This window comes from Roseomonas sp. USHLN139 (assembly GCF_037145735.1).
GTDB lineage: Bacteria > Pseudomonadota > Alphaproteobacteria > Acetobacterales > Acetobacteraceae > Pseudoroseomonas.
This window is the reverse complement of sequence record NZ_JBBCWY010000008.1, coordinates 244,758-270,968: the sequence shown is the minus strand read 5'-3', so window position 1 is coordinate 270,968 and position 26,211 is coordinate 244,758. Positions and strand designations below refer to the sequence as shown.

General features: G+C 71.9%; 26 protein-coding genes. 11 read left to right on the top strand and 15 right to left on the bottom strand.

Annotated features, from left to right (window positions below; translation table 11 throughout):
- Window positions 1-12 precede the first annotated feature (12 nt).
- Window positions 13-621, top strand: a complete 609-nt coding sequence (locus tag WFI16_RS21120; protein WP_419899833.1) for a thermonuclease family protein — start codon at window positions 13-15, stop codon at window positions 619-621.
- Window positions 621-1,298 carry a monofunctional biosynthetic peptidoglycan transglycosylase gene (gene mtgA, locus WFI16_RS21115; protein ID WP_419899832.1) on the top strand — a complete coding sequence of 226 codons (678 nt, stop codon included), beginning with the start codon at window positions 621-623 and terminating at the stop codon, window positions 1,296-1,298. The genes WFI16_RS21120 and mtgA overlap by 1 nt, the downstream gene beginning before the upstream one ends.
- Before the next feature lie 4 nt (window positions 1,299-1,302).
- Here the strand turns inward: mtgA and WFI16_RS21110 are convergent, their stop codons facing one another.
- Both WFI16_RS21110 and WFI16_RS21105 read right to left on the bottom strand, forming a co-directional pair.
- Window positions 1,303-3,327 carry a TRAP transporter permease gene (locus tag WFI16_RS21110; protein ID WP_419899831.1) on the bottom strand — a complete coding sequence of 675 codons (2,025 nt, stop codon included), beginning with the start codon at window positions 3,325-3,327 and terminating at the stop codon, window positions 1,303-1,305.
- Window positions 3,324-4,307 carry a TAXI family TRAP transporter solute-binding subunit gene (locus WFI16_RS21105; protein ID WP_419899830.1) on the bottom strand — a complete coding sequence of 328 codons (984 nt, stop codon included), beginning with the start codon at window positions 4,305-4,307 and terminating at the stop codon, window positions 3,324-3,326. Before WFI16_RS21105 ends, WFI16_RS21110 begins: the two co-directional genes overlap by 4 nt.
- Window positions 4,308-4,474: 167 nt before the next feature.
- Here WFI16_RS21105 and WFI16_RS21100 point away from each other — a divergent pair, with 167 nt between their 5' ends.
- Entirely contained in the window at window positions 4,475-5,167 is a 693-nt protein-coding gene (locus WFI16_RS21100; RefSeq protein WP_419899829.1) for a CBS domain-containing protein, read from the top strand.
- A 175-nt stretch (window positions 5,168-5,342) separates the two neighbouring features.
- Window positions 5,343-5,936 carry a YjbF family lipoprotein gene (locus WFI16_RS21095; protein ID WP_419899828.1) on the top strand — a complete coding sequence of 198 codons (594 nt, stop codon included), beginning with the start codon at window positions 5,343-5,345 and terminating at the stop codon, window positions 5,934-5,936.
- Here WFI16_RS21095 and WFI16_RS21090 read toward each other — a convergent pair.
- From WFI16_RS21090 to WFI16_RS21070, 5 genes are read right to left on the bottom strand one after another with little or no spacing between them, the layout of a single operon-like run.
- Window positions 5,917-6,975, bottom strand: coding sequence for a glycosyltransferase family 4 protein (locus WFI16_RS21090; protein WP_419899827.1), 1,059 nt, complete (start codon window positions 6,973-6,975; stop codon window positions 5,917-5,919). The two genes, WFI16_RS21095 and WFI16_RS21090, sit on opposite strands and share 20 nt — an antisense overlap.
- Window positions 6,976-7,018: 43 nt before the next feature.
- A complete protein-coding gene (locus WFI16_RS21085) occupies window positions 7,019-7,822 on the bottom strand; it encodes an FkbM family methyltransferase (RefSeq protein WP_419899826.1) in 804 nt (267 codons plus the stop codon).
- Complete coding sequence (locus tag WFI16_RS21080) at window positions 7,819-8,664, bottom strand: VOC family protein (RefSeq protein ID WP_419899825.1); 846 nt, start codon at window positions 8,662-8,664, stop codon at window positions 7,819-7,821. The genes WFI16_RS21085 and WFI16_RS21080 overlap by 4 nt, the downstream gene beginning before the upstream one ends.
- Window positions 8,661-9,320, bottom strand: coding sequence for a glutathione S-transferase family protein (locus WFI16_RS21075; RefSeq protein WP_419899824.1), 660 nt, complete (start codon window positions 9,318-9,320; stop codon window positions 8,661-8,663). The genes WFI16_RS21080 and WFI16_RS21075 overlap by 4 nt, the downstream gene beginning before the upstream one ends.
- A gap of 29 nt (window positions 9,321-9,349) precedes the next feature.
- Window positions 9,350-10,396 carry an NAD(P)/FAD-dependent oxidoreductase gene (locus WFI16_RS21070; protein WP_419899823.1) on the bottom strand — a complete coding sequence of 349 codons (1,047 nt, stop codon included), beginning with the start codon at window positions 10,394-10,396 and terminating at the stop codon, window positions 9,350-9,352.
- Window positions 10,397-10,516: 120 nt separating this feature from the next.
- Here WFI16_RS21070 and tsaE point away from each other — a divergent pair, with 120 nt between their 5' ends.
- The 3 genes from tsaE to WFI16_RS21055 all read left to right on the top strand — a co-directional run bounded on the left by tsaE (window position 10,517) and on the right by WFI16_RS21055 (window position 12,847).
- The gene (gene tsaE / locus WFI16_RS21065) at window positions 10,517-10,978 is read left to right on the top strand and encodes a tRNA (adenosine(37)-N6)-threonylcarbamoyltransferase complex ATPase subunit type 1 TsaE (RefSeq protein WP_419899822.1); all 462 of its coding nucleotides are present in this window, start codon (window positions 10,517-10,519) and stop codon (window positions 10,976-10,978) included.
- Window positions 10,979-11,081: 103 nt separating this feature from the next.
- The gene (locus WFI16_RS21060; protein ID WP_419899821.1) at window positions 11,082-12,125 is read left to right on the top strand and encodes an aminoglycoside phosphotransferase family protein; all 1,044 of its coding nucleotides are present in this window, start codon (window positions 11,082-11,084) and stop codon (window positions 12,123-12,125) included.
- A complete protein-coding gene (locus WFI16_RS21055) occupies window positions 12,122-12,847 on the top strand; it encodes a nucleotidyltransferase family protein (protein ID WP_419899820.1) in 726 nt (241 codons plus the stop codon). The genes WFI16_RS21060 and WFI16_RS21055 overlap by 4 nt, the downstream gene beginning before the upstream one ends.
- Before the next feature lie 46 nt (window positions 12,848-12,893).
- Here WFI16_RS21055 and WFI16_RS21050 read toward each other — a convergent pair whose 3' ends face one another.
- Window positions 12,894-13,673 (bottom strand): enoyl-CoA hydratase/isomerase family protein, encoded by a 780-nt coding sequence (locus WFI16_RS21050; protein WP_419899819.1) that lies wholly within the window; start codon window positions 13,671-13,673, stop codon window positions 12,894-12,896.
- Window positions 13,674-13,775: 102 nt separating this feature from the next.
- Between WFI16_RS21050 and WFI16_RS21045 the strand changes: the two genes are divergently transcribed.
- Window positions 13,776-14,285: a pyridoxamine 5'-phosphate oxidase family protein gene (locus tag WFI16_RS21045; RefSeq protein ID WP_419899818.1), complete on the top strand. Its 510-nt coding sequence runs from the start codon at window positions 13,776-13,778 to the stop codon at window positions 14,283-14,285.
- Window positions 14,286-14,369: 84 nt separating this feature from the next.
- Here WFI16_RS21045 and WFI16_RS21040 read toward each other — a convergent pair whose 3' ends face one another.
- The 4 genes from WFI16_RS21040 to WFI16_RS21025 form a co-directional block, all read right to left on the bottom strand.
- Window positions 14,370-15,254, bottom strand: a complete 885-nt coding sequence (locus WFI16_RS21040) for a 3-hydroxybutyryl-CoA dehydrogenase (RefSeq protein WP_419899817.1) — start codon at window positions 15,252-15,254, stop codon at window positions 14,370-14,372.
- Between the two features lie 4 nt (window positions 15,255-15,258).
- A complete protein-coding gene (locus WFI16_RS21035; protein WP_419899816.1) occupies window positions 15,259-16,185 on the bottom strand; it encodes an electron transfer flavoprotein subunit alpha/FixB family protein in 927 nt (308 codons plus the stop codon).
- A 2-nt stretch (window positions 16,186-16,187) separates the two neighbouring features.
- Window positions 16,188-16,934, bottom strand: coding sequence for an electron transfer flavoprotein subunit beta/FixA family protein (locus tag WFI16_RS21030; RefSeq protein ID WP_419899815.1), 747 nt, complete (start codon window positions 16,932-16,934; stop codon window positions 16,188-16,190).
- A 175-nt stretch (window positions 16,935-17,109) separates the two neighbouring features.
- Window positions 17,110-17,304: a twin transmembrane helix small protein gene (locus WFI16_RS21025; RefSeq protein WP_419899814.1), complete on the bottom strand. Its 195-nt coding sequence runs from the start codon at window positions 17,302-17,304 to the stop codon at window positions 17,110-17,112.
- 168 nt (window positions 17,305-17,472) lie between these two features.
- Between WFI16_RS21025 and WFI16_RS21020 the strand changes: the two genes are divergently transcribed.
- Together WFI16_RS21020 and WFI16_RS21015 are read left to right on the top strand one after the other, a co-directional pair.
- Window positions 17,473-19,872, top strand: a complete 2,400-nt coding sequence (locus WFI16_RS21020; protein WP_419899813.1) for a mechanosensitive ion channel family protein — start codon at window positions 17,473-17,475, stop codon at window positions 19,870-19,872.
- 171 nt (window positions 19,873-20,043) lie between these two features.
- Window positions 20,044-20,319 carry a hypothetical protein gene (locus WFI16_RS21015; RefSeq protein ID WP_419899812.1) on the top strand — a complete coding sequence of 92 codons (276 nt, stop codon included), beginning with the start codon at window positions 20,044-20,046 and terminating at the stop codon, window positions 20,317-20,319.
- Between the two features lie 283 nt (window positions 20,320-20,602).
- On the opposite strand, the gene WFI16_RS21010 is transcribed toward WFI16_RS21015, so the two are convergent.
- From WFI16_RS21010 to metX, 3 genes are all read right to left on the bottom strand, one after another.
- Window positions 20,603-22,354 carry an ABC transporter ATP-binding protein gene (locus WFI16_RS21010; RefSeq protein ID WP_419899811.1) on the bottom strand — a complete coding sequence of 584 codons (1,752 nt, stop codon included), beginning with the start codon at window positions 22,352-22,354 and terminating at the stop codon, window positions 20,603-20,605.
- Between the two features lie 105 nt (window positions 22,355-22,459).
- Complete coding sequence (locus tag WFI16_RS21005; protein WP_419899810.1) at window positions 22,460-23,764, bottom strand: MFS transporter; 1,305 nt, start codon at window positions 23,762-23,764, stop codon at window positions 22,460-22,462.
- 236 nt (window positions 23,765-24,000) lie between these two features.
- Window positions 24,001-25,143, bottom strand: a complete 1,143-nt coding sequence (gene metX, locus WFI16_RS21000; protein WP_419899809.1) for a homoserine O-acetyltransferase MetX — start codon at window positions 25,141-25,143, stop codon at window positions 24,001-24,003.
- 207 nt (window positions 25,144-25,350) lie between these two features.
- Here metX and WFI16_RS20995 point away from each other — a divergent pair, with 207 nt between their 5' ends.
- On the top strand, window positions 25,351-26,208 hold the full coding sequence (locus tag WFI16_RS20995; protein WP_419899808.1) for a chorismate mutase: 858 nt from the start codon (window positions 25,351-25,353) through the stop codon (window positions 26,206-26,208).
- Window positions 26,209-26,211: the final 3 nt, after the last annotated feature.

Sequence of the window (26,211 nt, the reverse complement as noted above, 5' to 3'; positions counted from 1 at the left end):
TGGCCGCCGCCGATGAGCCGGCGGTCTTCCCTTCCGTCCTTCCTGCGGCCCTGGGCGCTGCTGCTGGTGGCGGCGCTGGGGGCCTTCGGCGCCTTCGGGCTGAGCCCTGCGCAATGGCGGCAGCTGGAGCGGGCGATCTTCGGCCCGCCGCCGCGCAGCGAGCGCGCCGCCCCGCGCGAGCCCTTCGCCGGCCGGCCACGGGTGATCGATGGCGACACCATGGACGTCAACGGCATCCGCGTCCGCATGCAGGGGATCGATGCCTTCGAGCATGACCAGCAATGCAGCCGCGCCGGCGGCGGCCGCTTCGCCTGCGGCGCCGCGGCGCGGGCGGAGCTCGCCGGGCTGATCGGCAATCGCGAGGTCACCTGCACCCCGGATGGCAGCCTGACGCATGGCCGGACGGTGGCCACCTGCAGCGTGCCCGGCCGCGACGGACCGATCGATCTGAACGCCGCCATGGTGCGCTCGGGCCTGGCCTTCGACTGCCCGCGCTATTCCAACGGCCGCTATGCCGACGAGGAGGCGGCGGCCAAGGCGGAGAAGGCCGGCGCCTGGGACGGCCGCTTCACCTATCCCTGGACGCATCGCGACCGGGCCAATGCCTGCAAGCCCCGCTGATGCGCGGGACGTGGCGGCGCCGGATCCTGCGGCTGCTGGCGGTGCTGCTGCTGGCGCCGCTGCTGCTGCTGCTGGTGTTCCGCTTCGTGCCGGTGCCGCTGACGCCGCTGATGCTGATCCGCGCGGTGCAGGGCCATGGCATCGCGCATGACTGGGTGCCCTATGAGCGCATCGCGCCGGGCCTCGCCCAGGCGGTGATCGCCGCCGAGGACAATTCCTTCTGCGCGCAGAGCCTCGGCTTCGACTTCGCCGCGCTGCAGGGGCAGATCGAGGCGGCGATGGAGGGCGAGCGGCCGCGCGGCGCCAGCACCCTCACCATGCAGACCGCCAAGAATCTCTTCCTGTGGCCGGGGCGCGACCCGCTGCGCAAGGTCGTCGAGGCCTGGCTGACGCCGCAGGTGGCGCTGCTCTGGCCGAAGCGGCGGATCCTCGAGGTCTATCTGAACAGCGTCGAGTTCGGCCCCGGGATCTATGGCGCCGAGGCTGCCGCGCGCGCCTTCTTCGACCGCCCGGCGGAGCGGCTGACGGGGGCCCAGGCGGCGCAGCTCGCCGTGGTGCTGCCGGCGCCGCTGGAATGGTCGGCGGCCAGCCCCTCCGCCTTTCTGCGCGGAAGGGCCGCCACCGTGCAGCGGCGCATCGGGCAGCTCGGCCCGCTGCTCGACTGCGCCGCCCGCTGAGGCGTCACGCCGGCCGGTTGCGCGCCACCCCCGCCGGGCCGCCCCGCTGCAGCACCAGCAGCAGCACCGCCAGGCCGATGCCCAGCCAGTGCGGCGCCGGCAGCATCCCGTCGAGCAGCGCCGGGAAGACCATCAGCAGCCCGGCCAGGATGAAGCCGGCCCGCTCGGCCAGCGACAGCGTCCGCCGCGCCTGGCCCTGGCACCCCGCGGCCAGGGCGGCGAGACCCCCGGCCGCCAGCAGGATCTGCCAGGCGACGTCGAGCCAGGTCATCTGCGGCGTCAGCGACAGCAGCAGGCCGACGCCCTCCGGATCGGTGACGAAGACGAAGGGCAGCACGAAGGCCGGCAGGGTGTATTTCCAGGCCTGCAGCGTGGTGCGGTAGGGCCCGGCCCCGGTGATCGCCGCCGCCGCGAAGGGCGACAGCGCGGTCGGCGGCGAAACCTCGGACAGCACGGCGTAGTAGAAGACGAACATATGCGCGGCGTAGTCCGGCACGCCGAGCTTCATCAGCGCCGGCGCCGCCACCACCGCCGAGATGATGTAGCTGGCGGTCACCGGCACGGCGAGGCCGACCACCCAGACGATCAGCGCGGTGTAGAGCGCGGTGACCACCAGGCTGCCGCCCGCCGCCTGGATGGCGATCTCGGAGAATTTCAGCCCGAGCCCGGTCAGGGTGATGCAGCCGACGATGATGCCGGCGCAGGCGCAGGTGGCGGCGATGCCGACCGCCTGGATGGCGCCGGAGGCCAGGGCCTCCACCAGCCGGCGCGGCGTCATCGCCGTCTCGCGCCGGATCCAGGACAGCGCGACGGCCACGACCATGGCGTAGAGCACCGCCAGCGTCGCGCTGTAGCCCAGCGCCATGAAGATCACGATGGCGACCAGCGAGGAGAAGTGGAAGCCGTAGCGCCGCACCAGCTCGCGCCAGGGGGTGACGACCATGGCCTCGCCGGGCGCCACGTCGCCCAGCCGGCGCTGGTCCAGCTCCACCATGAACAGCAGCGAGGCATAGTAGAGAACCGTCGGCACCACCGCCATGCGGAGCACGTCGAGATAGCCGAGCTTCAGGTATTCGGCGATCAGGAAGGCCGCCGCCCCCAGCACGGGCGGCGAGATGATGGCGCCGAGCCCGCCGGCGGCCAGCAGCCCGCCGGCATCGTCGGCGCGGTAGCCGACGCGCTTCATCAGCGGCCAGGCGACGGTGCCGAGCGTCACCGTGGTGGCGACGCCCGACCCCGAGGGGCCGCCCAGCAGGAAGGAGGACAGCACGACGGTCCGCCCGGCCGAGCTCGGCTTCCCGCCGGTCAGCGAGAAGGAGAAGTCGACGAAGAACTTTCCCGCCCCCGTCGATTGCAGGATCGCCCCGTACAGGGTGAACAGGATGATCAGCGTCGCCGACACATCGACAGCGGTGCCGAAAATGCCGTCGAGGGTGATGGTGAGGTGCGGGATCAGCCGCGTGGCGTCATAGCCGCGATGCGCCCAGGGGGCAGGAAGAAGATTGCCGTAGAAGCTGTAGAGCATGAAGGCGATCGCCACCGCCGGCATGATCCAGCCGGTGGTGCGGCGCGTCGCCTCCAGGACCAGGGCCACCAGCAGCCAGCCGACGACGAGGTCCATGGGCTCGGGAAAGACATAGCGGTCGAGCAGGTCGTCGCCGCCGGCGATCAGGTACCAGGTGCAGTAGATCCCCGCCGCCACCAGCACCGCGTCCCAGGCCATGAAGCGGTTGCGGAAGCGCCGCGCCACCGGGAAGAGGAAGAAGCCGAGGGCGAGGGCGAAGCCGACATGCACGAAGCGCAGCGTCGTGGTCGGCACGATGTCCCAGGCGGCCCAGAGGTGGAACAGGCTCATCGCCACCGCGACGGCGGTGGCGGCATGGCCGATCCAGCCGGTGAAGCGGTTCTGGATGCCTTCCTCTTCCTCGATCAGCCGCTCGACCTTGGCCGCCGTGTCGACATCGAGCGCGTCGGCATCGATCTCCGGCGGCAGGTTGCGGGGCAGGCCCGGCGGCGCGGCGCCGCTCATGCCAGCTTCGCGCCCTGGGCGGTCCAGAAGGCCTCGGCCGCCTTGTGCCAGGGCACGCCGGCGGCAGCGGTCTTCTGGGCGGCGAGGGTGAAGTTGCGGCCCTCGGCATGGACGCGGCCGAGTTCCTCGCGGCCTTCCCAGGCGGTCTTCAGCAGCTGGGTCACCTCGGCGTCGGGCATCTCCTCGCGGACGGCCAGGATATTGGCCACCGACATCTGGCGGTTGTCGGTCTTCTGCCCGGGATAGGTGCCGGCCGGGATGATCTCGGGGAAATAGACCGGGCCGTATTTCTCGACGATCTTCTGGATGTAGCGGTCGTGGTCGACCATCTGGATCTGCACGCCCGGCGAGGCGCCGAGATCGGTGATGGCGCTGGTCGGAATGCCGGAGACGAAGAAATAGGCGTCCAGCTTGCCGTCCTTGACGGCATTGGTGCTCTCGGCCGGCGACAGGCGCTCGCGGGCGCGGAAATCCTTGTCGCGGTCCAGGCCGGCGGCCTCGATCAGGCGGAAGGCCATCACCTCGGTGGCGCTGCCCGGCGCGCCGGTGGAGACCCGCTTGCCCTTCATCCCCTCGATCGTGGTGATGCCGCTGGCCGCCGTGGTCACCGCCTGCATGCGGTTGGTGTAGAGCACGGCGATGGCGCGTGCCGGCACGGGGCGGCCCTTGAAGCGGTCGTTGCCGCGCACCGCATCGACCGCGGCATCGACCTGGGTGAAGACCAGCTCGGCCCGGCCGGCGCCCAGCAGCTGCAGATTGGCGACCGAGCCGCCGGTGACCTCGACCGTCGCCGAGAGGCCCTGGATGCTGCGCGACAGCAGGTTCGCCAGCCCGCCGCCCAGCGGATAATAGACGCCGCCCGTGGTGCCGGTGGCGATCGACATCTGCCGCGCCTGGGCGAAGGCCCCGCGCGACAGGAGTGCCGGTGTGCCGAGGGCCGCCAGGCCAGCCAAGACGCTGCGTCGGTCGAGCCGAGTCATGCGCTACCTCCCTGATTTTTGTTTTCTGGGCGGAAAGTCTAGACCGTGGCCGGACGCCGATGAAAGGGCGACGTCGCCCGTCGCGAAGCGCGGGCGCGATTGATGCGGATCAAGGCGCCGGCGCCCGGATCGGCGCAGTATCCGGGCATTGGAGAGGAGCCGAAGACATGCGTCCGCTCACCGCTCGCGAGCTCATGACCCCCGACGTGGTCACCGTGCCGCCGGAAACCCCGGTCATGGCGATCGCGCAACTGCTGGCCGATCGTGGCATCTCGGCCGTGCCGGTGCTCGGCGCCGATGGCCGGCTGCGCGGCATCGTCACCGAGGCCGACCTGATCCGCCGCCTGGCCGGCGGCCATGGCGAGATGGGGCTGCTGCGGCAGCTGTTCACCGACATGGACCAGCTGGCCAACCGCTATGCCGCGGCGCATGGCGCGACGGCGGCCGAGATCATGACGGTCGAGCTGGTCACCGTGACCCCGGAGACGCCGGCCGGCACCATTGCCGAGCTGCTGGAGGAAAAGAAGATCCGCCGCGTCGTGGTGGTGGAGGAGGGGCGGCTCTGCGGCGTGGTCAGCCGCGCCGACCTGCTGCGGGCGCTGGTCGCGCCGCCGCTGGAGCGGGGCGACTATTCCGATGAACGGCTGCGCCGGGCCGTGCAGGCCGCGATCAAGCGCGAGCCCTGGGCCGAGACCTTCTTCACCCTGATCGAGGTGAAGGACGGGGTGGTCGAGCTGCACGGCTTCAGCCGCAGCGCCGCGGTGCAGCGGGGCCTGAAGGTGCTGGTCTCCGAGATCCCGGGGGTGAAGGACGTGGTCGACAAGACCCAGCCGATGCCGAGCTACCTTTTCGCTGCCTGAGACCGCGGGGTCCCAGTGGTGGAAGGGTGCCGGGAGGATGGGGGCGTCCTCCCGGCTTCTTCATCAGGCTGCCGCGTCCCGCCTGGCCAGGAGACGGCGGCAGCCTGACAGAAAAAAGATGGGGTCCAGGGGAATTCCTTCCCCTGGACTTCTCTTTTTTGCTTAGCTTGCGTTCATGAAATCAACCCTGGCGTTGGCCCTGCTGCTGGCCGGCTGCGGCGCCTTCGGCGATGGCGTGCCGCGGACCGAGCCGCTGCCCGAGGTGGCGGAAGCCGACACCGATGGCGTCCCGGCGCTGCGGCTGCGCTGGTCCGGCGGCCAGGCGATCGCCCTGCTGGTGCAGCAGAATGGCGAGACGCGGCTGTGGCGCAGCCAGGGCGGGGTGGTGGTGGCGACCGAGGGCGCCCGGGTGATGGCGACCGCCGGGCTGGCGGCCTGGCTGGCGGGGACGCGGCTGGAGGGGCCGGACCCGCTGGACGACCCCGCGGCGCTGGCGCGGCGGCCGGCGGTGCTGCGGCGGCTGGTCGACCTGATGGAGGAGGACCGCGACCCGCAGGCGATGCGCTTCGGCCTGGTGCTGAGCTGCCGGCTTTCGGCCGACCGCCAGACGGTGGCGCTGCTGGTCACCGAGCGCTGCCACGGCCCCGGCGCCCGCTTCACCAACCGCTACTGGGCGGATCCGGAATCGGGCGGGATCTGGCGGTCGGAGCAATGGGTGGGGGAGGCGGGCCTGCTGCAGCTGGAGGTGGTCACGCCGCCCGCCAGCTGAGCCCCGCGCGCCGGGTCCGGCGCAGCACATAGGCCAGCCAGAGCAGCTGCAGGCCGAGCGGCGGCAGGATGACCAGCGGCTTCAGCGCCGGGTCGAGGCGCAGGAAGGCGAAGGCCAGCGCCACGTGGAACAGCGCGAAACCCCAGTGGATCGCCGCCACCCGCCGGGCGGAGAGGCCGCTGCGCTGCGCCATCTGGTAGAGATGGGTGCGGTGCGGCGCGCTGACCCGCTCGCCCATGGCGGCGCGGCGCAGCAGGGTGAAGCCGGTGTCGAAGAGCAGCGCGAAGAGCAGCAGTGGCACCAGCAGGAAGGAGAGCTGCGCCGCGTCCAGCCGCGCCGCGGCGACGCCGAGGACGGCGAGCATGAACCCCAAAAACTGGCTGCCGACATCGCCCATGAAGATGCGCGCCGGGTTCAGGTTGAAGGGCAGGAAGCCGGCGATGCCGGCGCCGAGGATCAGGCAGGCGGCATAGATGAACCAGCCGCCCTCCTGCCAGGCGATGGCGCCGAGGCCGGCGCAGACGATCAGCAGCGTGCCGCCGACCAGCCCGTCCAGCCCGTCCATGAAGTTCACCGCATTGGTGCAGGCGACGATCCAGAACAGCGTCAGCAGGCTGCCGACCAGGCCGAGGCTGATGACGCCGAGCCAGGGCAGCGCCAGCCGGTCGACCACCAGCCCGCTGCCGATGGCGACCAGCGCCGCCAGTGCCTGCGCCCCCAGCTTCACCACGAAGCGGAAGTCGCGCAGGTCGTCGAGGAAGGCGACCACGCCGATGGCGACGGCGGCCAGGATGACGCCGATGAAGCGGTGCTCGGCCATGCGGGCGAATTGCGCCACCTGGTAGAGCACCAGCATGCCGACGATGAAGGCGCAGACGATGCCGACGCCGCCGCCCTTCGGCGTCGGGCGGCTGTGCGCCTTGCGGTGGTCGGGATGGTCCAGCACCGGATAGGCGATCATCAGCCGCACCAGGGCCGCCGAGAGCAGCGCCAGGCCGCCGGCGAAGGCCAGGTGCTCGAGGAAGGCGAGCAGGGTCATTCAGGTCGGGCCCATCGGGGTCGGAAGGGGGGGCGCGCCGGGCTCAGCTGACCCGGGCGACCTCCAGGCTGGCATAGACATCGCCGGAATTGGCCTGCTCGGGCAGCGCCTCGAGCCAGCGGGCCAGCGTCCCGGCATGCACCGGCGCGTCGAGGGCGAAGCGCATTTCCTCGCCCAGGCAGGCATTGAAGCTGTAATCGGCGCCGAGCGCCTCCAGCGCGCGCAGCGCGTCGAGGGCAGTGCGGCGCTGCAGGGTGGTGAACTCGAAGGACAGGCTGCGCAGCGGGCGCGACAACCCGGCCAGGGCGGCGGCCTCGAAGCCCTCGACGTCGAGCTTGGCGAATTGCGGCTCGCCATGCGCGTCGATCAGCGCGTCCAGCGTGGTCACCGGCAGCTCGATGGCGGCGTCCCAGACCTGGTCGCGCCAGGCCTCGGCGCCGGCGGCCGCCTGCATGAAGGCGGCCGAGGCGGTGGCGACGGTCGGGTTGGCGCGGTTCAGGTGCAGGGTGGCGCGGCCGCGTTGGCTGCCGACCAGCGACTGGTCCAGCGCCACGCCCGGGTCGCGGCCGAAGAGCAGGCGCAGCAGCCGCTGCAGCCGCGGCTGCGGCTCGACGGCCAGGGCGCGGGCGCCGAGGCGGCGGAAGCTGGCGGTGCGGTCGCCGACATGGGCGCCGATGTCGAAGCCGAGCTCTCCGGGCGCCAGGAAGCGGGCCAGGAAGCCGTCGAGCTCGGCGGCGCGGCCGGGGGCGTAGTAGATGCGCAGGGAGCGGCCGATGGCGGCCGATTCGGGCGCCACCGGCGGCAGGCCCTGGCCGTTCAGGTCGAGGCGGAGATGGCCGAGGCTCATGCGGCGAAGACCAGGGCGGCGCCGCCGGCGAGCTCGGGCGCCACCATCAGCCCGCCCGGGATGGCATGCAGCCGGTCGCCGAGCAGCGCCTGCACGGCGGCATTGCCGTCATCGGTGCGCACCACATAGCCGGCCAGGAAGGGCAGGTCCGGGGCGGTCACCCCGGGCAGCACGGCGGACAGCGATTCGGGCGGCAGGATGCGCAGCCGGCCCTGCGGCAGCGGCAGGGCATAGCCGCCGGCCGGATCGGGCTCCAGCGCCGCGCCGGTCAGGCGGGACAGGGCGGCGGCGGTCACCGCCGGCGCGGGCACCGCCAGGATGGCGGCCTCGAGGGCGACCGCGCGGTTCGGGTGGTCCAGCCAGCGCGGCTGCCAGAGCAGCTCGGGCGTCAGGTGCTGGATCAGCTGCAGCCGGCCTTCCGGCGCATCGGGCAGCGGCAGGCGGGAGAAGCGGGCGCGCGGCCCGTCCGGGTCGTCCACCGGCCGCTCCAGATGGGCGATGCCGGGGATGGCGAGGCCGGCGCGGTTGAGGCGCGCCAGCTCGGCCTCGGCGTCGTCGATGCCGAAGGCCAGGATGTGCATCCCCGTGTAGCGGGCCAGGAATTTTCCCAATCCGTTGTCGAAGCGCGCCGGGTCGAGGATCGCCAGGAATTCGAGATAGCCCTGGCGCAGCATGGCGCAGCGGTTGCCGGTGGCCAGCAGTTCCACCGGGTCGCCCGCGGCGCGGCGGCCGGATTGTCGGGCGATCGGCGTCAGCTGGAAGCCGAGCCGCTCCATCGCCGCCCAGAGCGCCGGCCCGTCGGCGCTGCAGACGCCGACATGGTCGAGGGTCGCGGCGCTCATGCGAGCTCCGCCGTCTCGTATTTCGGCAGGCGCCATTCGGCCGGCTCGGCGGCGGCCTCCGTATACCAGCGGCGCATCAGCGGATGGGCGCGCAGCGCCTCGACATAGGCCAGCGACGTCGCCGACAGCGCCGGCTGCCAGGTCAGGAAGCGGCAGGCGACGGGCGCGAACATGATGTCGGCGCCGGTCAGGCTGTCGCCGAACAGGAAGGGGCCGCCGGATTCCAGCAGCGCCTCCTGCCAGATCGTCTCGATGCGGGCGATGTCGGCGAGTGCCTCGGGCGTGCGGCGGGCGCCGGGGAAGCGGTTCAGGATGGTCATCGGCATGGCCATGCGCAGGCCGCGGAAGCCGGCATGCATCTCGGCGGCGATGCTGCGGGCGGCGGCGCGCGCCGCCGGATCAGCCGGCCAGAGCGCCGGGTGCTGCTCGGCGCAGTATTCGATGATCGCCAGGCTCTCCCAGATGCGGGCGCCGCGATGCTCCAGATAGGGCACCATGCCGGCCGGCGTCGCCGCCTTGACCGCCGCGGTGGCGCCGCCGGCGAGCGGGATCACCACCTCCTCGACCTCGAGCCCGGCCAGCCGCACGGCCAGCCAGCCGCGCAGCGACCAGGAGGAATACATCTTGGTGCCGATGAACAGGCGGCCTTCCGGCATGGCGGTTCTCCCTTTGTCTGAGGCAGCGTCTAGGCCGGCACGCCCTTCGAGGTGCTGTACTCGAAATGCAGCGCCTCGCCGGGGAAGATGCGCGGATGGATGGCATGCGCCGCCATCGCCGCCTCGGAGAAGCCCTGCAGGATCAGCTTCAGCTTGCCGGGATAGGTGGCGATGTCGCCCACCGCATGGATGCCGGCGATGCTGGTCATGCAGGTCGCCGGCGCCACCGTGATATGGCTGCGCTCCAGGCCGAGGCCCCAGTCGGCGATCGGGCCCAGCTCCATCGACAGGCCGAAGAAGGCCAGCAGGTGGTCGGCGGGGACGCGCCGCTCCTCGCCCTTCAGCGTCGCCAGCACGACATGGTCGAGCACGCCGTCGGTGCCCTCCAGCCCATGCAGCTGGTAGGGGATCGCCAGGTCGATCTCGCCGCGCTCGGCGGCGGCCTCCATCTGCGCCACCGTCTCGGGGGCGGCGCGGAATTTCGGCCGGCGGTGCACCACGGTGACGCGGGCGGCGATGTCCTTCAGGCTCAGCGCCCAGTCGACCGCCGAGTCGCCGCCGCCGGCGATCACCACCCGCTTGCCGCGCAGCTCCTCGCGGCGGGAGACCATGTAGCGCACCGCGCCGGCGACCTCGAAGGCGTCCAGGTCATTCAGCGGCGGGCGGTTCGGGCCGAAGGCGCCGGCCCCGGCGGCGATGATGACGGCGCGCGCCTTCACGACCTCGCCCTTGCTGGTCTGCAGGCGGAAGCTGCCATCCGGCTGCTCGGCCAGGCCGTCGACGCGGCGGCCCAGCAGGTAGATCGGCGCGAAGGGCGCGGCCTGCTCGGCCAGCCTCTCGATCAGCGCGGCGCCGGCGATGGCCGGATGGGCGGGGATGTCGAAAATCGGCTTCTCGGGATAGAGCGCGGCGCATTGCCCGCCGATCGCCTCCAGCGTGTCGATCACCACGCATTTCATCCGCAGCATGCCGCATTCGAAGACCGCGAAGAGCCCGGCCGGGCCGGCGCCGATGACGGCGACATCGGCCTCGACCGCGACATGGTGCTGGGCCTCGCTCGGCAGGGGATCAGCCATGGGGATCAAACTCCTGGTCAGGCTGCGGTGCATAAAGGCTTTGCCCAGAGACGGCAAAGGGGCGGCTTGTGGACCCCCGGCTTGTGGACCTTTCTGGCGGCGGGCAGATTGCCGCCCACCATGCCCGACACGCTGCACCTGCTGCTTCCCGACCTGGCCGCGACCGAGCGCCTGGCCGCCCGCGCCGCCGGCCTGGCCCGCCCCGGCGACGCGCTGCTGCTGGAGGGGCCGCTCGGCGCCGGCAAGTCCGCCTTCTGCCGCGCCTTCCTGCGCGCCGCGGCCGGCGACCCGGATCTGGAGGTGCCCTCGCCCAGCTTCACCCTGGTCCAGGGCTACGAGCTGCCGCAGGGCGCGGCCTTCCACTACGACCTCTACCGCCTGTCCGGCCCGGACGAGCTGGAGGAGCTCGGCTGGGAGGAAAGCCGCGAGGGCATCGTGCTGGTCGAATGGCCCGACCGGCTGGGCTGGCTGACGCCCGAGGCGGCGCTGCGGATCTCCCTGCAGCCCGATCCCGAGGGTGCGGCGCGCCATGCGGTGCTGCAGGGCTGGGATTCCCGCCTGGCCGCGCTGGCGGGGCTGTGACGCGGGCTGTGGCCGCGCCGCCACCCCGGGCGGCGCCGCATGCGCGCTTCCTGGATTCGGTGCTTGGCAAGCGGCGCCGGACGCGTCACCACCTGCCCGCAGCATGACGCCCCCCGCCACCCTCTCCCCCGCCCAGGCCTTCCTGGCCGCGCATGGCTATGCCGATGCCCGCGCCGAGAGCCTGCCCCAGGATGCCGGCCACCGGCGCTACACCCGCCTCTCCGGCGGGCCGCGCCCGGCGCTGCTGATGGATTGCACCGAGGCGCCCCGGGTCGGCCTGACCCCGGAGGAGGACCTGCTTCCCTTCCTGCGCATCGCCCGGCACATCCGGGCCATCGGCCTGTCGGCGCCGCTGGTGCTGGCGGAGGCCGTGCCCGACGGGCTGGCGCTGGTGGAGGATCTCGGCCCCGCCACCCATGCGGCGCTGCTCGATGCCGGCGCCGATCCGCGGCCGCTCTATGTCGAGGCGGCCGAGGCGCTGGCCGCGCTGCACGCCGCGCCGCCGCCGGCCGGCCTGCCGCTCTGGGAGGCCGGGCGGATGACGGCGACGGCGGGTGCCACCTTCCTGGACTGGTGGTGGCCGGCGGCCTTCGGCGCGGCCCCCGCCGCTGAGGTCCGGGCAGCGTTTGAAGAAGCGATGACGGCGATGCTGGCGCCCTTCGCCGGCGCCGGCGGCTTCGTCCACCGCGACTATTTCCCGGCCAACCTGATCCGGCTGGAGGGGCGCGACGGCGCCCGCCGCACCGGCATCATCGACTTCCAGGATGCCGCGCTGGGCCACCCGGCCTATGACCTGGTCAGCCTGCTGGAGGATGCCCGCCGCGACGTGGCGCCCGATCTCCGCGAAGCGGCGACGGCGGCCTATCTGGCGGCCCGCCCCGGGCTGGATGCCGCAGCCTTCGGCGCGGCGCGGGCGGCGATGGCGGCGCAGCGCCACCTGCGGGTGGCCAGCCTCTGGGTCCGCCTCGACCGCCGCGACGGCAAGCCGCACTACCTGCGCCACGGCCCGCGCTGCTGGGCGCTGCTGGCCGAGGCGCTGCGCCACCCGGCGACCGCGCCGCTCGCCCGCTTCCTCGACGCGCATGTGCCGCCGGCGCTGCGCCAGAACCCTCTGCGCCAAAATCCCGCCAAGGACTCCGCACCGTGATCACTCTCACCTCCGCCATGGTGCTGGCCGCCGGCCTCGGCACCCGGATGCGGCCGCTGACCGAAGCGACGCCCAAGCCGCTGCTGAAGCTGGCCGGCCGCAGCCTGCTGGACCACGCGCTGGACCGCATCGAGGCCGCCGGCATCGGCAATGTGGTGGTCAATGCCCATTGGTTCGCCGAGCAGGTGGAGGCCGCCTGCGCCGCCCGCGCCAACCCGCCCCGGGTGCTGCGCGAGGAGACCGTGCAGGAGACCGGCGGCGGCGTGCGCGACGCCCTGCCGCTGCTGGGCGCGGACCCCTTCCTGGTGGTGAATGGCGACGCCTTCTGGCTGGACGGGCCGGGCCAGGCGGTGCTGCGCCTGGCCGCCGCCTTCGACCCGGAGAAGATGGACGGGCTGCTGCTGCTGGTCCGCTCGGCGGTGGTCGAGGGCGAGGTCGGCCGTGGCGACTTCATGATGGACCCGCTGGGCCGCCTCCGCCGGCCGAAGGAGCGTGAGATCTCTCCCTACGTCTATGCCGGCCTGCAGATCGTCTCGCCGCGGCTGTTCCGCGAGGCGCCGGAAGGGCCCTTCGGCACCATGCGCCTGTGGGAGCGCGCCATCGAGGAGGAACGCCTCTTCGGCCTGGTGCATGACGGGGCCTGGTTCCACCTGTCGCGGCCGGGCGACCTGCGCAAGGCGGAGACCGCGCTGGCCACCGGGCTGGTCAAGGCGATGTTCTGAGCCGCCGGGGGAGGAACCAGGGGCCACGCCCCTGGGCTCCTGCCCTCTAGCGTCCGGCGAAGACCGGCTTGCGCTTCTCCAGGAAGGCGCGCACGGCGTTGCGGAAATCCTCGGTGCGGGCATAGCCGCCGGCGGCGGCCTGCTGCTCGGCGGAGATCGGCAGCGGGCCGCGCAGCGCCTGCAGCGCCTGCTTGTGGAAGCGGTTGGACAGCGGCGCGCCCTCGCAGATGCGCGCCGCCAGCGCCTCGGCCTCGGCGAAGACCGCCGCATCCGGCACCAGCCGGGTCAGCACGCCGCGCGCCAGCGCCTCGGCGCCGTCGAGCACGCGGCCCTCGATCAGGATCTCGCAGGCGGTCGGGTAGCCCACCACCTCGCGCAGCATGTCGAGCGCGACATAGGGGTACCAGATGCCCAGCTTGCGCGCCGGGATGCCGAGCTTCATGCCCTCGGCGCCCAGGCGGAAGTCGCAGGCCAGCGCCAGCCCGGCGCCGCCGCCCATGCACCAGCCGGCGATGGCGGCCACCACCGGGTGGCGGCAGGCGCGGATGGCGGCGACCGCCCCCTCGAAGCCGCCGACCAGCCGCGGGTCGCGCGCAGCACCCGGCGCGGCCTCGAAGCCGCCGATATCGGCGCCGGCGCAGAAGGCCGCGTCGCCGGCGCCGCGCAGCAGGATGCAGCCCAGCGAGAGGTCTTCCGACAGGTCGCGGAAGGCTTCCTCCATGGCGTCCCACATGGGCTCGTCCAGGCAGTTGCGCTTCTCGGCGCGGTCGATGGTGACGGTGGCGACCCGGCCTTGGCGGGTGATGCGGATCTTGTCGTGCGGCATGGGGCGCGACGGTGCGGGCGCGCAACAGGGCTGTCAACGGGGCGGCGGGAAACCCCTGCCGGCGCCGGCGGTTCTTCCCGCGAGACAGATGGGAGAAGCAGCATGGCTACCGACCGCAACGAGGACGAGATGCGCGTGAAGGTCCGGGAGATGATCTCGGAGATCGGCACCGCCATCTTCACCACGATCGACCAGGAAGGCCGGCTGCGCGGCCGCCCGATGCGCACGCAGAAGCCGGACCAGGACGGCCGCACGCTGTGGTTCTTTACCCGCACCGACAGCCCGAAGGTCGCCGAGCTGGCGAAGGACGACCGGGTGCTGCTCGGCTATGCCGATACCAGCAGCCAGGACTATGTCTCGATCTTCGGCCATGGCCGGGTGGTGACGGATGTCGCGCAGAAGAAGGCGCTGTGGAGCGAGGGCCTGCGCAGCTGGCTGCCGGACGGGCCGGAAAGCGCCGATGTCGCGCTGATCGCCGTCAGCATCGAGGGCGCCGAATACTGGGACGGCATTTCGTCCAGCCTGAGCTTCGCCTATGGCTATGCCCAGGCCATGGTGACCGGCAAGCCCGCACCCAGCGGCGAGAATGCCAAGGTCTCGTTCAGCCACTGAAGGCTGGAGGGCGGGCGCGTTGCCCGCCCGCACCGCCGCAGGAGAGACGGCCGGGGAAAGTGGCTTCCCCGGCTGTTTTCGTGCCTAGCGCGTCGGCTTCGGCGGCGTCTGGGAATAGTCGTAGAAGCCCTTGCCGGTCTTCCGCCCCAGCCAGCCGGCCTCGACGTATTTCACCAGCAGCGGCGAGGGGCGGTACTTGCTGTCCCCCATGCCCTCGTGCAGCACCCGCATGATGGCCAGGCAGGTGTCCAGCCCGATGAAGTCGCCGAGCTCGAGCGGCCCCATCGGATGGTTGGCGCCGAGCTTCAGCGCCGCGTCGATCGAGCGGACATCGCCGACGCCTTCCTGCAGCGACTGCACCGCCTCGTTGATCATCGGCACCAGGATGCGGTTGACGATGAAGGCCGGGTAGTCCTGGGCGACCGCGGTGGTCTTGCCGAGCGTCTCCGCCAGCGCCGCGACCGCCTCGAAGGTCGCGTCCGAGGTGGCGATGCCGCGGATGATCTCGACCAGCTTCATGACCGGCACCGGGTTCATGAAGTGCATGCCGATGAAGCGCTCCGGCCGGTCGGTCGCCGCCGCCAGCCGGGTGATCGGGATCGAGGAGGTGTTGGAGGCCAGGATCGCTTCCGGCTTCAGCACGGCGCAGACCGCCTTGAAGATGGCGAGCTTCACCGCCTCGCGCTCGGTCGCCGCCTCGATGACGATGTCGCAATCGGCGAGCAGCGCCATCTCGGTGCCGGTGCGGATCCGCGCCAGCGCCGCGTCCTTGGCCTCGGCCGAGAGCCCGCCTTTCGACACCTGGCGGTCCATGTTCTTCGCCATGGTCGCCAGTGCCTTGGGCAGGGCCTCCGGGTTGCTGTCCACCAGCGCGACGGACAGCCCGGCCAGCGCCGCCACATGGGCGATGCCGTTGCCCATCTGGCCGGCGCCGATGACGCCGACCGCCTTGATCTCCGCCGCGCTCATGGGGTCAGCCCAGCTCCGCTTCCAGCTCGGGGATCAGCTTGAACAGGTCGCCGACCAGGCCGTAATCGGCCACCTGGAAGATCGGCGCCTCCTCGTCCTTGTTGATGGCGACGATGACCTTGCTGTCCTTCATGCCGGCCAGATGCTGGATGGCGCCCGAGATGCCGACCGCGATGTAGAGCTCGGGGGCGACGATCTTGCCGGTCTGGCCGACCTGGTGGTCGTTCGGCGCATAGCCGGCATCCACCGCGGCGCGCGAGGCACCGATGGCGGCGCCCAGCTTGTCCGCCACCTTGTCGAGGATGGCGAAATTCTCGGCCGAGCCGAGCGCGCGGCCGCCGGAGATGACGACGCGGGCGGCGGTCAGCTCGGGGCGCTCGGACTGGGCGATCTCGGCGCCGACGAAGCTCGACAGCGCCGGGTCGGCGGCGGCGGGGGCGGCCTCGACCGCGGCGCTGCCGCCCTCGGCCGCGACCGGGTCGAAGGAGGCGGCGCGGATGGTCGCGACCTTCTTCGCATCCGAGGTCTTCACCGTGGCCAGCGCATTGCCGGCATAGATGAAGCGCTTGAAGGTGTCGGCATCGACCACGCCGGCGATGTCGGTGATGATCTGCACATCGAGCAGCGCGGCCAGGCGCGGCATGATGTTCTTGCCCATGGCGCTGCCCGGGGCGACCAGATGCGTATAGCCGGGGGCCAGGGCCTGCAGCAGGGCGGCGGCCGGCTCGGCCAGGCCCTCGGCATAGGCCGGGCCATCGGCGCTGATCACCTTGGCAACGCCGTCGAGCTTGGCGGCGGCGCCGGCGGCGGCGGCATCGCCGAGCACCAGCACATGCACCTCGGCGTCGATCTGGCGGGCGGCGGCGACGGCGCTGCGGGTCGGCTGGCTGACGGTCGTGCCGCTGCGGTCGGCAAGGACGAGGACGGCCATGGTCAGATCACCTTCGCTTCGTTGCGCAGCTTCGACACCAGCTCGGCGACGGAGCCGACCTTGACGCCGGCCTGGCGCTTCGGCGGCTCCTCGACCTTCAGCACGGTCAGGCGCGGGGTGACGTCGACGCCGAGATCGCCGGGCTTCAGCGTCTCCAACGGCTTCTTGCGCGCCTTCATGATGTTCGGCAGCGAGGCGTAGCGCGGCTCGTTCAGGCGCAGATCGGTGGTGACGATGGCCGGCAGCTTCAGGCTGACGGTCTCGAGGCCGCCATCGACCTCGCGCGTCACCTTGGCCGTCTCGCCGGCGATCTCCAGCTTGCTGGCGAAGGTGCCCTGCGCCCAGCCGAGGAGGGCCGCCAGCATCTGGCCGGTGGCGTTCATGTCGTCGTCGATCGCCTGCTTGCCCAGGATCACCAGGCCGGGCTGCTCGCGCTCGACCAGCGCCTTCAGCAGCTTGGCGACGGCCAGCGGCTCGGTGCCCTCGGCCTCGACCAGGATGGCGCGGTCGGCGCCCATGGCCAGCGCGGTGCGCAGCTGTTCCTGCGCCTGGGCCGGGCCGATCGAGACGGCGACGATCTCGGTGGCGCCGCCCTTCTCCTTCAGGCGCACGGCCTCCTCGACGGCGATCTCGTCGAAGGGGTTCATCGACATCTTGACGTTGGCGGTCTCGACGCCGGTGCCGTCGGCCTTGACCCGCACCTTGACGTTGTAATCAACCACCCGCTTGACGGGGACGAGAAGCTTCATCGCCGGGCCGTGTCCTGCTTTCTGGGTTTCTGCTGGCGCCCCGCCACGCCCGGACTGGCCGGTTGCGGCACGGCGCCGGCCCCCTCCCCGGGGGCCATTGTGGCGTTGCAGCAGGAAGCCTAGGCGGCCGGCCCGGCCGAGGCAAGGTGACCCCGGCTTAACCCCGTGCCCGGCTTCAGCCGCTTTTGGCCAGCACCAGCAGCACGAAGAGACCGATCGACACCCCCTGCAGGGTGACGCGCAGCCGCATCAGCTTGTTGGAGCGGCGCGGGTCGCCATTCTCCCGCGCCAGGCCGAGCATGCCGGCGAACATCACCCCGAGGGTGGCCAGCATCGAGACGACGAGCAGGATGGTGAGGATGGTGACCATGGCCTTCAGGTAGCACCGTTCCGGAACCGGGCAAGTCCCGGCAGGCGGTATCGGGATGCGCTAGCGGCACGAATGACACAGGTTTCATCCAGGGCGGGGCGAACCGGTCCTGTCCTGCCGCGCTGCAAGGCTTGACCGCGCCCGGCGCTTCGGCTTCCGGTGCGGGCCATGCGCCACCTGCCGACCCTGCTCCTGGCTCTCCTTCTGTCCCTGCCGGGCCTCGCCCCGCGGGCGCTCGCCCAGGCCCCCGCCCATACGCCACCCGCCGCGGCGGTGCCGGCGGGCGAGGCGCAGCGGCTGCTCGGCCTGCTGCGCGACGATGCGCGCCGCGCCGAGTTGCTGCGCACGCTCGAGGCGCTGGCCGCCGCCGAGCGCCAGCGCCCGGCCGGCACGGCGCAGGGCCAGGCCCCGGCGGCAGCGCAGGCCGCGTCGCCCGCCCAGCCCCAGCCTGGTCAGCCCCAGCCCGGCCAGCCTCAACCTGGCCAGGCCCCGCCGGGCCAGCCTGCCACGGCGCCGCCGCCCGCCGCGGCCGCCGAGCAGCTGCTGGCGCCCAATACCCTGGGCGGCCAGCTGCTGATCGGCGCCTCGCAGCGGCTGCAATGGCTGTCGGAGCAGACGGTGCGCGCGGCGGAGGCGATCACCGACCTGCCGTCGCTGGTCTCCTGGTTCAGCGCCTCGGTGCGCGACCCGGTGACCCAGGCGCGGCTGGCCGATGCCTCCTGGAAGCTGCTGCTGCTGTTCGGCCTCGGCGTGCTGGCGGAATACCTGACCTACCGGGCGCTGGCCGGGCTGCGCCGGCGGCTTGACGCCATGGCGCCCGAGCAGCTGCAGGGCTGGGCGCGGCTGCGGCGGGTGCCGCTGGTGCTGGCGCGGCTGCTGCTGGACCTGGTGCCGATCGGCGCCTTCGGCGTGATCAGCTACGGGCTGATCGGCGCGGTGCAGCCGCTGCCGACGACGCAGCTGGTGCTGCTGACCGCCAACAACGCCTATATCATCGGCCGCATGGCCATGGCGCTCAGCCGCATGCTGTTCTCGCCGGCGTCGAGCCATCTGCGGGTGCTGCCCTGCGCCGACCTGACCGCGGCCTATGTCTCGGTCTGGCTGCGCCGCATCGTCATCGTGCTGATCACCGGCTATGCCCTGGCCGAGGCCGGGCTGCTGTTCGGCCTGCCCTGGGGCGCCTATGACGCCATCCTGCGGCTGGTGCTGCTGATCGTCTCGATCTTCCTCGGCATCATCGTCCTGCAGATGCGGGTGGCCGTGGCCCGGGTGCTGCGGGCGCCGCCGCTGAAGGAGGGCGACGTGCCCAGCCGGTCGCGGCGCAGCCTGCGCCGCTTCCGCGACTGGCTGGCCGAGGTCTGGCATGTCCTCGCCCTGCTCTACCTGGTCGCGCTCTGGGGCGTCTGGGCGCTGGAGATCCGCGACGGCTTCTCCCGCCTGCTGCGCGCCAGCCTGTTCACCCTGCTGGTGCTGGCGGCGGCCAAGGCGCTCGACATGCTGCTGCGCCGGGCACTGGCCGGCAGCTTCCGCATCTCGGCCGATCTGGCCGGCCGCTACCCGGCGCTGGAGCAGCGCGCCAACCGCTATTTGCCGCTGCTGAAGGGCGGCGTCTCGCTGGTGCTGACGCTGCTGACGCTGCTCACCCTGCTGGAGGTCTGGGGCATCAATTCCTTCGGCTGGTTCTCGCGCGGCGCGCTGGGCAGCCAGCTGCTCTCCTCGCTGGTCTCGATCGGCTTCACCATGGCGCTGGCCGTGCTGGTCTGGGAGGCGGTGAACGCCGCCATGCAGCGCCACCTGGACAAGCTGTCGCGCGATGCGACGGCGGCCCGCAGCGCCCGCGTCCGCACCCTGATGCCGATGCTGCGCACCACGCTGCTGGTGGTGATCCTGCTGTTCGTCGGCTTCAACATCCTGACCGAACTCGGCGTGAACGTCGCCCCGCTGCTGGCCGGTGCCGGTGTCATCGGCCTGGCGCTGGGCTTCGGCTCGCAGAAGCTGGTGCAGGACGTCATCACCGGCATCTTTCTGCTCTTCGAGGATGCGATGGCGGTGGGCGACGTGGTGAATCTCGGGGGGAAGAGCGGCGTCGTCGAGAAGCTGTCGATCCGCTCGATCACGCTGCGCGACCTGGATGGCAGCGTGCACATCATCCCCTTCAGCACGGTCACGGCGGTGACCAACATGACCCGCGACTTCTCCTTCGCGGTGCTGGACGTGCAGGTCGCCTACAGCGAGGACACCGACCGGGTGGTCGGGCTGCTCACCGGCCTGTGCCAGGAAATGCGCACCGAGGCCAAATGGGGCCTGGTGATCCGCGACGAGATGGAGGTGCTGGGCGTCAACCAGCTGTCGCCGGACGGGCCGATCATCCGGGTGCGCATCAAGACCGAGCCGGTGCAGCGCTGGAACGTGGCGCGCGAGATGAACCGCCGCATCAAGCAGTGCTTCGACCTGAACGGCATCGAGATCCCGGCGGCCCGGCAGAAGCTGGTCTTCGAAGGCCAGCCGCCGGCCCGGCCGATGATGCCGGCGGCAGGGCCGGTGATCGAGGCGCCGCAAGGGGGCTGATGCCCCCTTGTAAAGGGCGCGTCCGAGTGCTTATCCTGTGGATATGTGCCGCATTCGGACCCTCCGGATCATTATTAGCGGCCCGGCTGCCTGAGCGCCCTGCGGGGGGCAGCAGCCGGGATTAGCCCCGCACGCCTTCCCCGATCCGCGACGCTCCGGAAGATTTTCCCCATGTCCGACCATTCGATGACCGCCGCCCGCTTCACCGTGGTGGCCGAAGCCTATCCCGGCCTGCTCTCCCGCGTGCTCGAGCCCTTCGCCAAGCGCGACCTGACGCCCGACCGCGTCCGCTCGCAGCGAGAAGGCGAGCTGCTGCGCACCGAAGTGGCGATGGACGCCATGCCGGTGGAGATGATCCACCTGGTCGCCGGCAACCTTGGCCAGATCGTCGGCGTGCTGAAGGTCGAGGCGATGGAAGGGCGTCGTATCCGGCTCGTGGCGGCCTGAAGCGAAGGCAGAGGCAGGCGAGGGGAATGAATTCCCCCCGCGGCGCAGTGCGCCGCGCCCGTTCTTTTTTCTATTCCTCGGCCGTTTTCAGGCCAGTGCTTCGCCGGCAGCCACATCAGGGCCGCGCGGCGGGACGCCGTTTGACTCCATCAGCGCTCGATCAAAGGTCGCGCTGACGCCGGGCCGTTTCACGTCCTGTTTCCACGTGGACACGGCAGTCACCGCAAAAGGAAGAAGGGGGTCCAGGGGGAATTCATTCCCCCTGGCCTTTGGCTTGTCTTCCCTATTCCACCGCGAAAGCCTGAGTCCGCACCATCCGCGCATAGAGCCCGTCCGCGGCGACCAGCTCGGCATGGCGCCCCTGCTCGATGGCTTTCCCGTCCTGCATCACCACGATCCGGTCGGCCTGCTGGACGGTGGCCAGGCGGTGGGCGACGACCAGGGTGGTGCGGCCCTCCCGCAGGGTTTCCAGGGCGCGGCCGATGGCGGCCTCGTTCTCGGCGTCGAGCGCGCTGGTGGCCTCGTCCAGCAGCAGCACGCGCGGGTTGCGCAGCAGGGCGCGGGCCAGGGCGATGCGCTGGCGCTGGCCGCCCGACAGGCGCGAGCCGCCCGGGCCCAGGATGGTGTCGTAGCCCTGCGGGAGGCTCGCGATGAAGTCGTGCGCGGCGGCGGCGCGGGCGGCGGCCTCGACCTCGGCGCGGGTGCTGCCGGGATGGCCGCAGGCGATGTTGGCCAGCGCCGAGTCGTCGAAGATCACCGCGTCCTGGCCGACATAGGCGATGGCGGCGCGCAGGCTCTCCAGGGTGACGTCGCGGATCTCGGTGCCGTCCAGGGTGATGCGGCCTTCGGTCGGGTCGTAGAGGCGCGGCAGCAGGGTCAGCGCGGTCGACTTGCCGGCGCCGGAGGGGCCGACCAGGGCGACCGTCTGGCCGGGCTCGGCGGCGAAGGACAGGCCGGACAGCGCTGCCTGGTCGATGCCGGCATAGCGGAAGCTGACCGCCTCGAATTCCAGGCGGCCGGGCCCCTCGGGCAGCCGGGCAGCGCCGCCGGTGATGGTCGGGCGGCGGTCCATCACGGTGAAGACGCGGATCAGCCCGCCGAAGCCTTCCTGCAGGGCCGCGTTCAGCGACCCCAGCGCCCGCATCGGGCGGGTCGCCAGCAGGAGGGCGGAAATGAACCCGGTGAACTCGCCGACCGTGCCGCGGCCGGTGGAGACCTTCCAGCCGACAAACGCCAGGACACCGGCGACCGCGATGCCGCCCAGCGCCTCGAGGATCGGGTCCAGCTTGCTGCGGGTGCGGATGATCGCCAGCAGCGAGTCGCGCAGCGCCGCGAAGGCGCGGGCGGCGCGGGCCTCCTCCTGCTGCTCCAGCCCGTAGCTGCGCACCACGCGGGCGGCGGAAAAGCTTTCGGTCAGCATGGCGGCGGTCTCGCCCACGCGTTCCTGCATGCCGCCCGAGGCGCGGCGGATCCGCTTGCCCAGCCGCGTCACCGGCACCACCGCCAGCGGGTAGAGCAGCAGCAGGATCAGGCTCATATGCCAGTCGAGCCAGACCATGGCGGCGACCAGGCCGATCACGGTCAGCCCGTCGGCCAGGGCGTTGATCGCCTTGGTCAGCGCCTCGCGGATCGCCTGGGCATCGGCGGTGAAGCGGGCGGCGTGGCGGGCCGGGGCCTCGGCGGTCAGGAGGGCGAAATCGGTGCGGGTCAGCGCGCGGAACAGGTCGTTCTGCAGGCTTTCGATCACCCGCAGCACCACCGCCTGGACGGCGACGGCCTGGCCGTACTGCGCCAGCGACTTGGCGGCGGTGATGGCGATGATGGCCGGCGGCACCAGCCAGACGATGCGGTTGTCGCCGGCGGTGAACAGGTCGAAGGCCTGCTGGATGACCAGCGGGTAGAGCGCGGTGAAGCCGGCCAGCGCCGCCGTGCAGACCAAAGCGAGGGCGATGCCCGCGCGGTGGTGGCGCACATAGTCCCGCCACAGGCGGGCGAGCAGGGCTTTGGTGGTCTCGGGGGGGGGCAGGGCGGCCATGGCCGCCGGATTAGACGGTTTTCCCCGCCGCTGCCATTGCCGAGGCCCCGTCACCGGGGCCCCTGGCCGCCGGCGCCCCCGGGCAGGGGCGCCATCCGCCAGCCATCATTCGGCCGGGACGGCCTGGGCGGCCAGGCCGCGGCGGGCGCGGGCGTTGACGATGACGGTGACCAGGCCGACCAGCGTGACGACCGCCACGTAATGCGCCGGGCCCATGCGGTCGATGGCAACCAGGCCGGAGACCAGCAGCGGCGTCAGCCCGCCGAAGATGGCGTAGGCGACGTTGTAGGAGAAGGACACGCCGGAGAAGCGGATCGCCGGCGGGAAGGCGTTGATCATCACGAAGGGCACGACGTTGATGACGCCGACGCAGGCCCCGGCCAGCGCATAGAGCGGCACCAGCAGGTCAGGCCGCGCCCCGGCGCCGACATACAGCAGATAGGTGGAGGCGATCAGGCCGAGCATGCCGAGGGTCGCCACCTTGACCACGCCGAAGCGGTCGATCAGCCAGCCGCAGAGCATGGCGCAGACGGTCAGCGTGAAGGTGCCGGCGAGATTCGCCTGCAGCGTCTGGGCCGGGGTGAAGCCGTGCAGCTGCTGCAGCAGGCGCGGCGTCAGCAGGATCACCACCACCACGGCGGCGGTCAGCATCCAGGTCACCAGCATCGAGACGACGATGCCGCGGCGATGGTCCTTCAGCACCGCCTTGATCGGCAGCTCGGCCAGCTGGCGGCGGCGGCGCATCTCCTCGAAGACCGGGGTCTCGTGCAGGAAGCGCCGCAGATACATGGCGCCGAAGCCGAAGACGCCGCCCAGGATGAAGGGGATGCGCCAGGCGTAGCTGACCACCTCGGCGGGCGTGAAGATGGTGTTGATGGCGGTCGCCATCAGTGAGCCCAGCATGATGCCGCCGGTCAGGCCGCCGGTCAGCAGCCCGCAGGCCAGGCCGATATGGCGGGCCGGCACATGCTCGGAGACGAAGACCCAGGCGCCCGGGCCCTCGCCGCCGATCGCCGCGCCCTGCATCATGCGGAAGACCAGCAGCAGCAGCGGCGCGGCATAGCCCAGCGTCTCGTAGGTCGGCGTCAGGCCGATCAGCAGCGTCGGCACCGCCATCAGGAAGACGCTCAGGGTGAACATGCGCTTGCGGCCGACCTTGTCGCCGAAATGCGCCATGATCAGCCCGCCCAGCGGCCGCGCCAGATAGGCGGCGGCGAAGATGCCGAAGGTCTGCACCATCTCCAGCCATTCCGGCGTGTCGGCCGGGAAGAACTGCTTGCCGATGGCGGCGGCGAAGAAGACGAAGATGATGAAGTCGTAGAATTCGAGGGCCCCGCCGAGCGAGGCGAGGGTAAGGGTGCGCAGGTCCTGCCGCGTCAGGGTGGTCGAAGGGGGGCTGCGCTCGGTCATCGGTCCGCCATGCTCGGGAGAGGGGGATGCGCGTTCATTGCGCAGCATCCCGGGTGACGGGTAATTTTAGATCGCCGGCGCGCGAAGACCCGCCATTTCTGGCGGATGCTGCAATGCATCAAAGGCGGGGCTGCACGCAGGCCCCGAGCGCTGCGCAGGGCTCTTGCCGAGGCGCGGGATCTCTCCAGCCGGGCGCAGACTGTTTCCGGCGCCGTACCGGAAGCGCCGCCGCCGGCTCAGACGCCGAGCCGCTCCGCCGCGCCATGCAGGAAGCCGCCAAGCGCCGCGTGGAACTCGGGCTCCTCCAGCAGGAAGGCGTCGTGCCCCTTGTCGGAGGCGATCTCGACGAAAGAGGTGTTCGCCGCCGCCCGGTTCAGCGCGCGCACCAGCGCCCGGCTCTCGCTGGTCGGGAACAGCCAGTCGGAGCTGAAGCTGGCGACGAAGAACCGCGTCGGCGTCCCCTGGAAGGCCGCCGACAGCTCCCCGCCATGCGCCTCGGCCAGATCGAAGAAATCCATGGCGCGGGTGATGGTCAGGTAGCTGTTGGCATCGAAGCGGCGGACGAAGGTGCTGCCCTGGTGGCGGAGATAGCTCTCCACCTCGAAGACATCCTCGAGGAAGGTGAGGGCAGGGGCGCCGCGCAGCCGGCGGCCGAACTTCCGGGTCAGCGCCTGCTCGGAGAGATAGGTGATATGCGCCACCATCCGCGCCACCGACAGGCCCTTGGCCGGGATCAGCCCGGCCTCCTCCCAGTAGCGCCCGCCGCGCCAGTCCGGATCGGCATGGATCGCCGCGCGCCCGACCTCGTGGAAGGCGATGTTCTGCGCGCTGTGATGGGTGGCCGTGGCGATCGGCGCGGCGGCGAAGACGGCACGCGGGAAGGTCGCCGCCCATTCCAGCACCTGCATGCCGCCCATCGAGCCGCCGACCACCGCCAGCAGCCGCTCGATGCCGAGATGCTCCACCAGCTTCTTCTGGGCGCGCACCATGTCGCGGATGGTGACATTGGGGAAATCCGTCCCCCACAGCCGGTCGCTGCCGGGCGACACTGGCGAGGCCGGCCCGGTCGACCCCATGCAGCCGCCCAGGACATTGGCACAGATCAGGAAGAAACGGTCGGTGTCGAGCGGCCGGCCGGGGCCGACGATCGCCTGCCACCAGCCGGCGCGGCCGGTCACCGGATGGGTCTCGGCCAGGTACTGGTCGCCGGTCAGCGCGTGGCAGACCAGCACCGCATTGGTCCTGTCGGCGTTCAGCCTGCCGTAGGTGCGGTAGGCGACATCCAGCGGCGCCACCAGCGCCCCGCAATCCAGCGCCAGGCCTTCCGGGAAATGCGCGGCCTGGTGCGCCACGGCCTCGGGGATCGGGGTGTCGCTCACGGCTCGGCTCCGCCTGGATCGCTCGGCCGCCAGAGATAGGCGTGGACAGGGCCGAGGTCCATGCCAGGGGTGGCCAGGAAAATATTGCGCTGCGGAAAACAGTGGCGCATCGGCCATTGTCGCGCCCCAGCTCGCCGCCAGGGCGGGTCCGGGCGGCGCTTGTGGCTTGGCGGCGGCCCGACACCGCTCTAAAGCTGGCCCTCCGCCATGCCCGACCATACCCCCCCCGACCTGGCCTCCCTGCGCGTCGAGATCGACCGGATCGACGATGCGCTGCACGACCTGCTGATGCGCCGGGCGGATATCGTCGCCCATATGGCCGCCAGCCGGGTGAAGGGCGGCGCCGCCACCTTCCGCCCCGGGCGGGAGGCGCTGATCCTGCGCCGCCTGCTGGGCCGCCACCAGGGCGCCCTGCCGCGCGCCGCGCTGTTCCGGCTGTGGCGCGAGGTGATCGCCTCGTCGCTCGCCCAGCAGGGCAATTTCTCGGTCGCCGCCGTGCAGGGCGAGCAGGGCGCCGATTCGCCCAGCGCCCGCATCGCCCGGGCCCATTTCGGCCTGCTGACGCCGCTCAAGCTGCACGCCACCACCAATCGCGCGCTGGCCAGCGTGGCCTCGGGCGAGGCGGCGGTGGCCGTGCTGCCGGCGCCGCAGGACGGGGAGAAGCCCGAGGCCGCCTGGTGGACCCAGATGGAGACGCCGCGGCTGCGCATCGTCGCGGCCCTGCCCTTCCTGTCGCCGCCCGAGCAGAGCGGCAACGCCGCCGAGCCGGGCCTGGCCGCGCCGCTCGCCTATGCGGTGGCCGCCCTGGTGCCCGACGCCACTGGCCGCGACCGCAGCCTGCTGCGCATCGAGCCGGAGCCGGAGCAGTCGCGCGCCCGCATCGCCGCCGCGCTGACCGGCGTCGGCCTCGCGCCGCGCTGGATGATCCGCCGCGACGCGCCGACGCCGATGGCGCTGGTCGAGGTGGAGGGCTTCCTCGCCGAGGAAGACCCGCGCCTGACCCGCCTGCCATTCCCCCGCCTGCAGATCCTCGGCGCCTATGCCGAGCCCGAGCCGGAAGAGTAAGCC

Coding starts and splice junctions, on each gene's coding strand:
- tsaE (WP_419899822.1), top strand. CDS start 10,517: ATGCCCGACACGCTGCACCTGCTGCTTCCCGACCTGGCCGCGACCGAG.
- WFI16_RS21050 (WP_419899819.1), bottom strand. CDS start 13,673: ATGCCGCACGACAAGATCCGCATCACCCGCCAAGGCCGGGTCGCCACC.
- WFI16_RS21005 (WP_419899810.1), bottom strand. CDS start 23,764: ATGACCGAGCGCAGCCCCCCTTCGACCACCCTGACGCGGCAGGACCTG.
- WFI16_RS21010 (WP_419899811.1), bottom strand. CDS start 22,354: ATGGCCGCCCTGCCCCCCCCCGAGACCACCAAAGCCCTGCTCGCCCGC.
- WFI16_RS21085 (WP_419899826.1), bottom strand. CDS start 7,822: ATGAGCCTCGGCCATCTCCGCCTCGACCTGAACGGCCAGGGCCTGCCG.
- WFI16_RS21110 (WP_419899831.1), bottom strand. CDS start 3,327: ATGAGCGGCGCCGCGCCGCCGGGCCTGCCCCGCAACCTGCCGCCGGAG.
- WFI16_RS21090 (WP_419899827.1), bottom strand. CDS start 6,975: ATGACCCTGCTCGCCTTCCTCGAGCACCTGGCCTTCGCCGGCGGCCTG.
- WFI16_RS21070 (WP_419899823.1), bottom strand. CDS start 10,396: ATGGCTGATCCCCTGCCGAGCGAGGCCCAGCACCATGTCGCGGTCGAG.
- WFI16_RS21080 (WP_419899825.1), bottom strand. CDS start 8,664: ATGAGCGCCGCGACCCTCGACCATGTCGGCGTCTGCAGCGCCGACGGG.
- WFI16_RS21035 (WP_419899816.1), bottom strand. CDS start 16,185: ATGGCCGTCCTCGTCCTTGCCGACCGCAGCGGCACGACCGTCAGCCAG.
- WFI16_RS21020 (WP_419899813.1), top strand. CDS start 17,473: ATGCGCCACCTGCCGACCCTGCTCCTGGCTCTCCTTCTGTCCCTGCCG.
- WFI16_RS21045 (WP_419899818.1), top strand. CDS start 13,776: ATGGCTACCGACCGCAACGAGGACGAGATGCGCGTGAAGGTCCGGGAG.
- WFI16_RS21105 (WP_419899830.1), bottom strand. CDS start 4,307: ATGACTCGGCTCGACCGACGCAGCGTCTTGGCTGGCCTGGCGGCCCTC.
- WFI16_RS21100 (WP_419899829.1), top strand. CDS start 4,475: ATGCGTCCGCTCACCGCTCGCGAGCTCATGACCCCCGACGTGGTCACC.
- WFI16_RS21095 (WP_419899828.1), top strand. CDS start 5,343: ATGAAATCAACCCTGGCGTTGGCCCTGCTGCTGGCCGGCTGCGGCGCC.
- WFI16_RS21120 (WP_419899833.1), top strand. CDS start 13: ATGAGCCGGCGGTCTTCCCTTCCGTCCTTCCTGCGGCCCTGGGCGCTG.
- WFI16_RS21040 (WP_419899817.1), bottom strand. CDS start 15,254: ATGAGCGCGGCGGAGATCAAGGCGGTCGGCGTCATCGGCGCCGGCCAG.
- mtgA (WP_419899832.1), top strand. CDS start 621: ATGCGCGGGACGTGGCGGCGCCGGATCCTGCGGCTGCTGGCGGTGCTG.
- WFI16_RS21060 (WP_419899821.1), top strand. CDS start 11,082: ATGACGCCCCCCGCCACCCTCTCCCCCGCCCAGGCCTTCCTGGCCGCG.
- WFI16_RS20995 (WP_419899808.1), top strand. CDS start 25,351: ATGCCCGACCATACCCCCCCCGACCTGGCCTCCCTGCGCGTCGAGATC.
- WFI16_RS21025 (WP_419899814.1), bottom strand. CDS start 17,304: ATGGTCACCATCCTCACCATCCTGCTCGTCGTCTCGATGCTGGCCACC.
- WFI16_RS21030 (WP_419899815.1), bottom strand. CDS start 16,934: ATGAAGCTTCTCGTCCCCGTCAAGCGGGTGGTTGATTACAACGTCAAG.
- WFI16_RS21075 (WP_419899824.1), bottom strand. CDS start 9,320: ATGCCGGAAGGCCGCCTGTTCATCGGCACCAAGATGTATTCCTCCTGG.
- WFI16_RS21015 (WP_419899812.1), top strand. CDS start 20,044: ATGTCCGACCATTCGATGACCGCCGCCCGCTTCACCGTGGTGGCCGAA.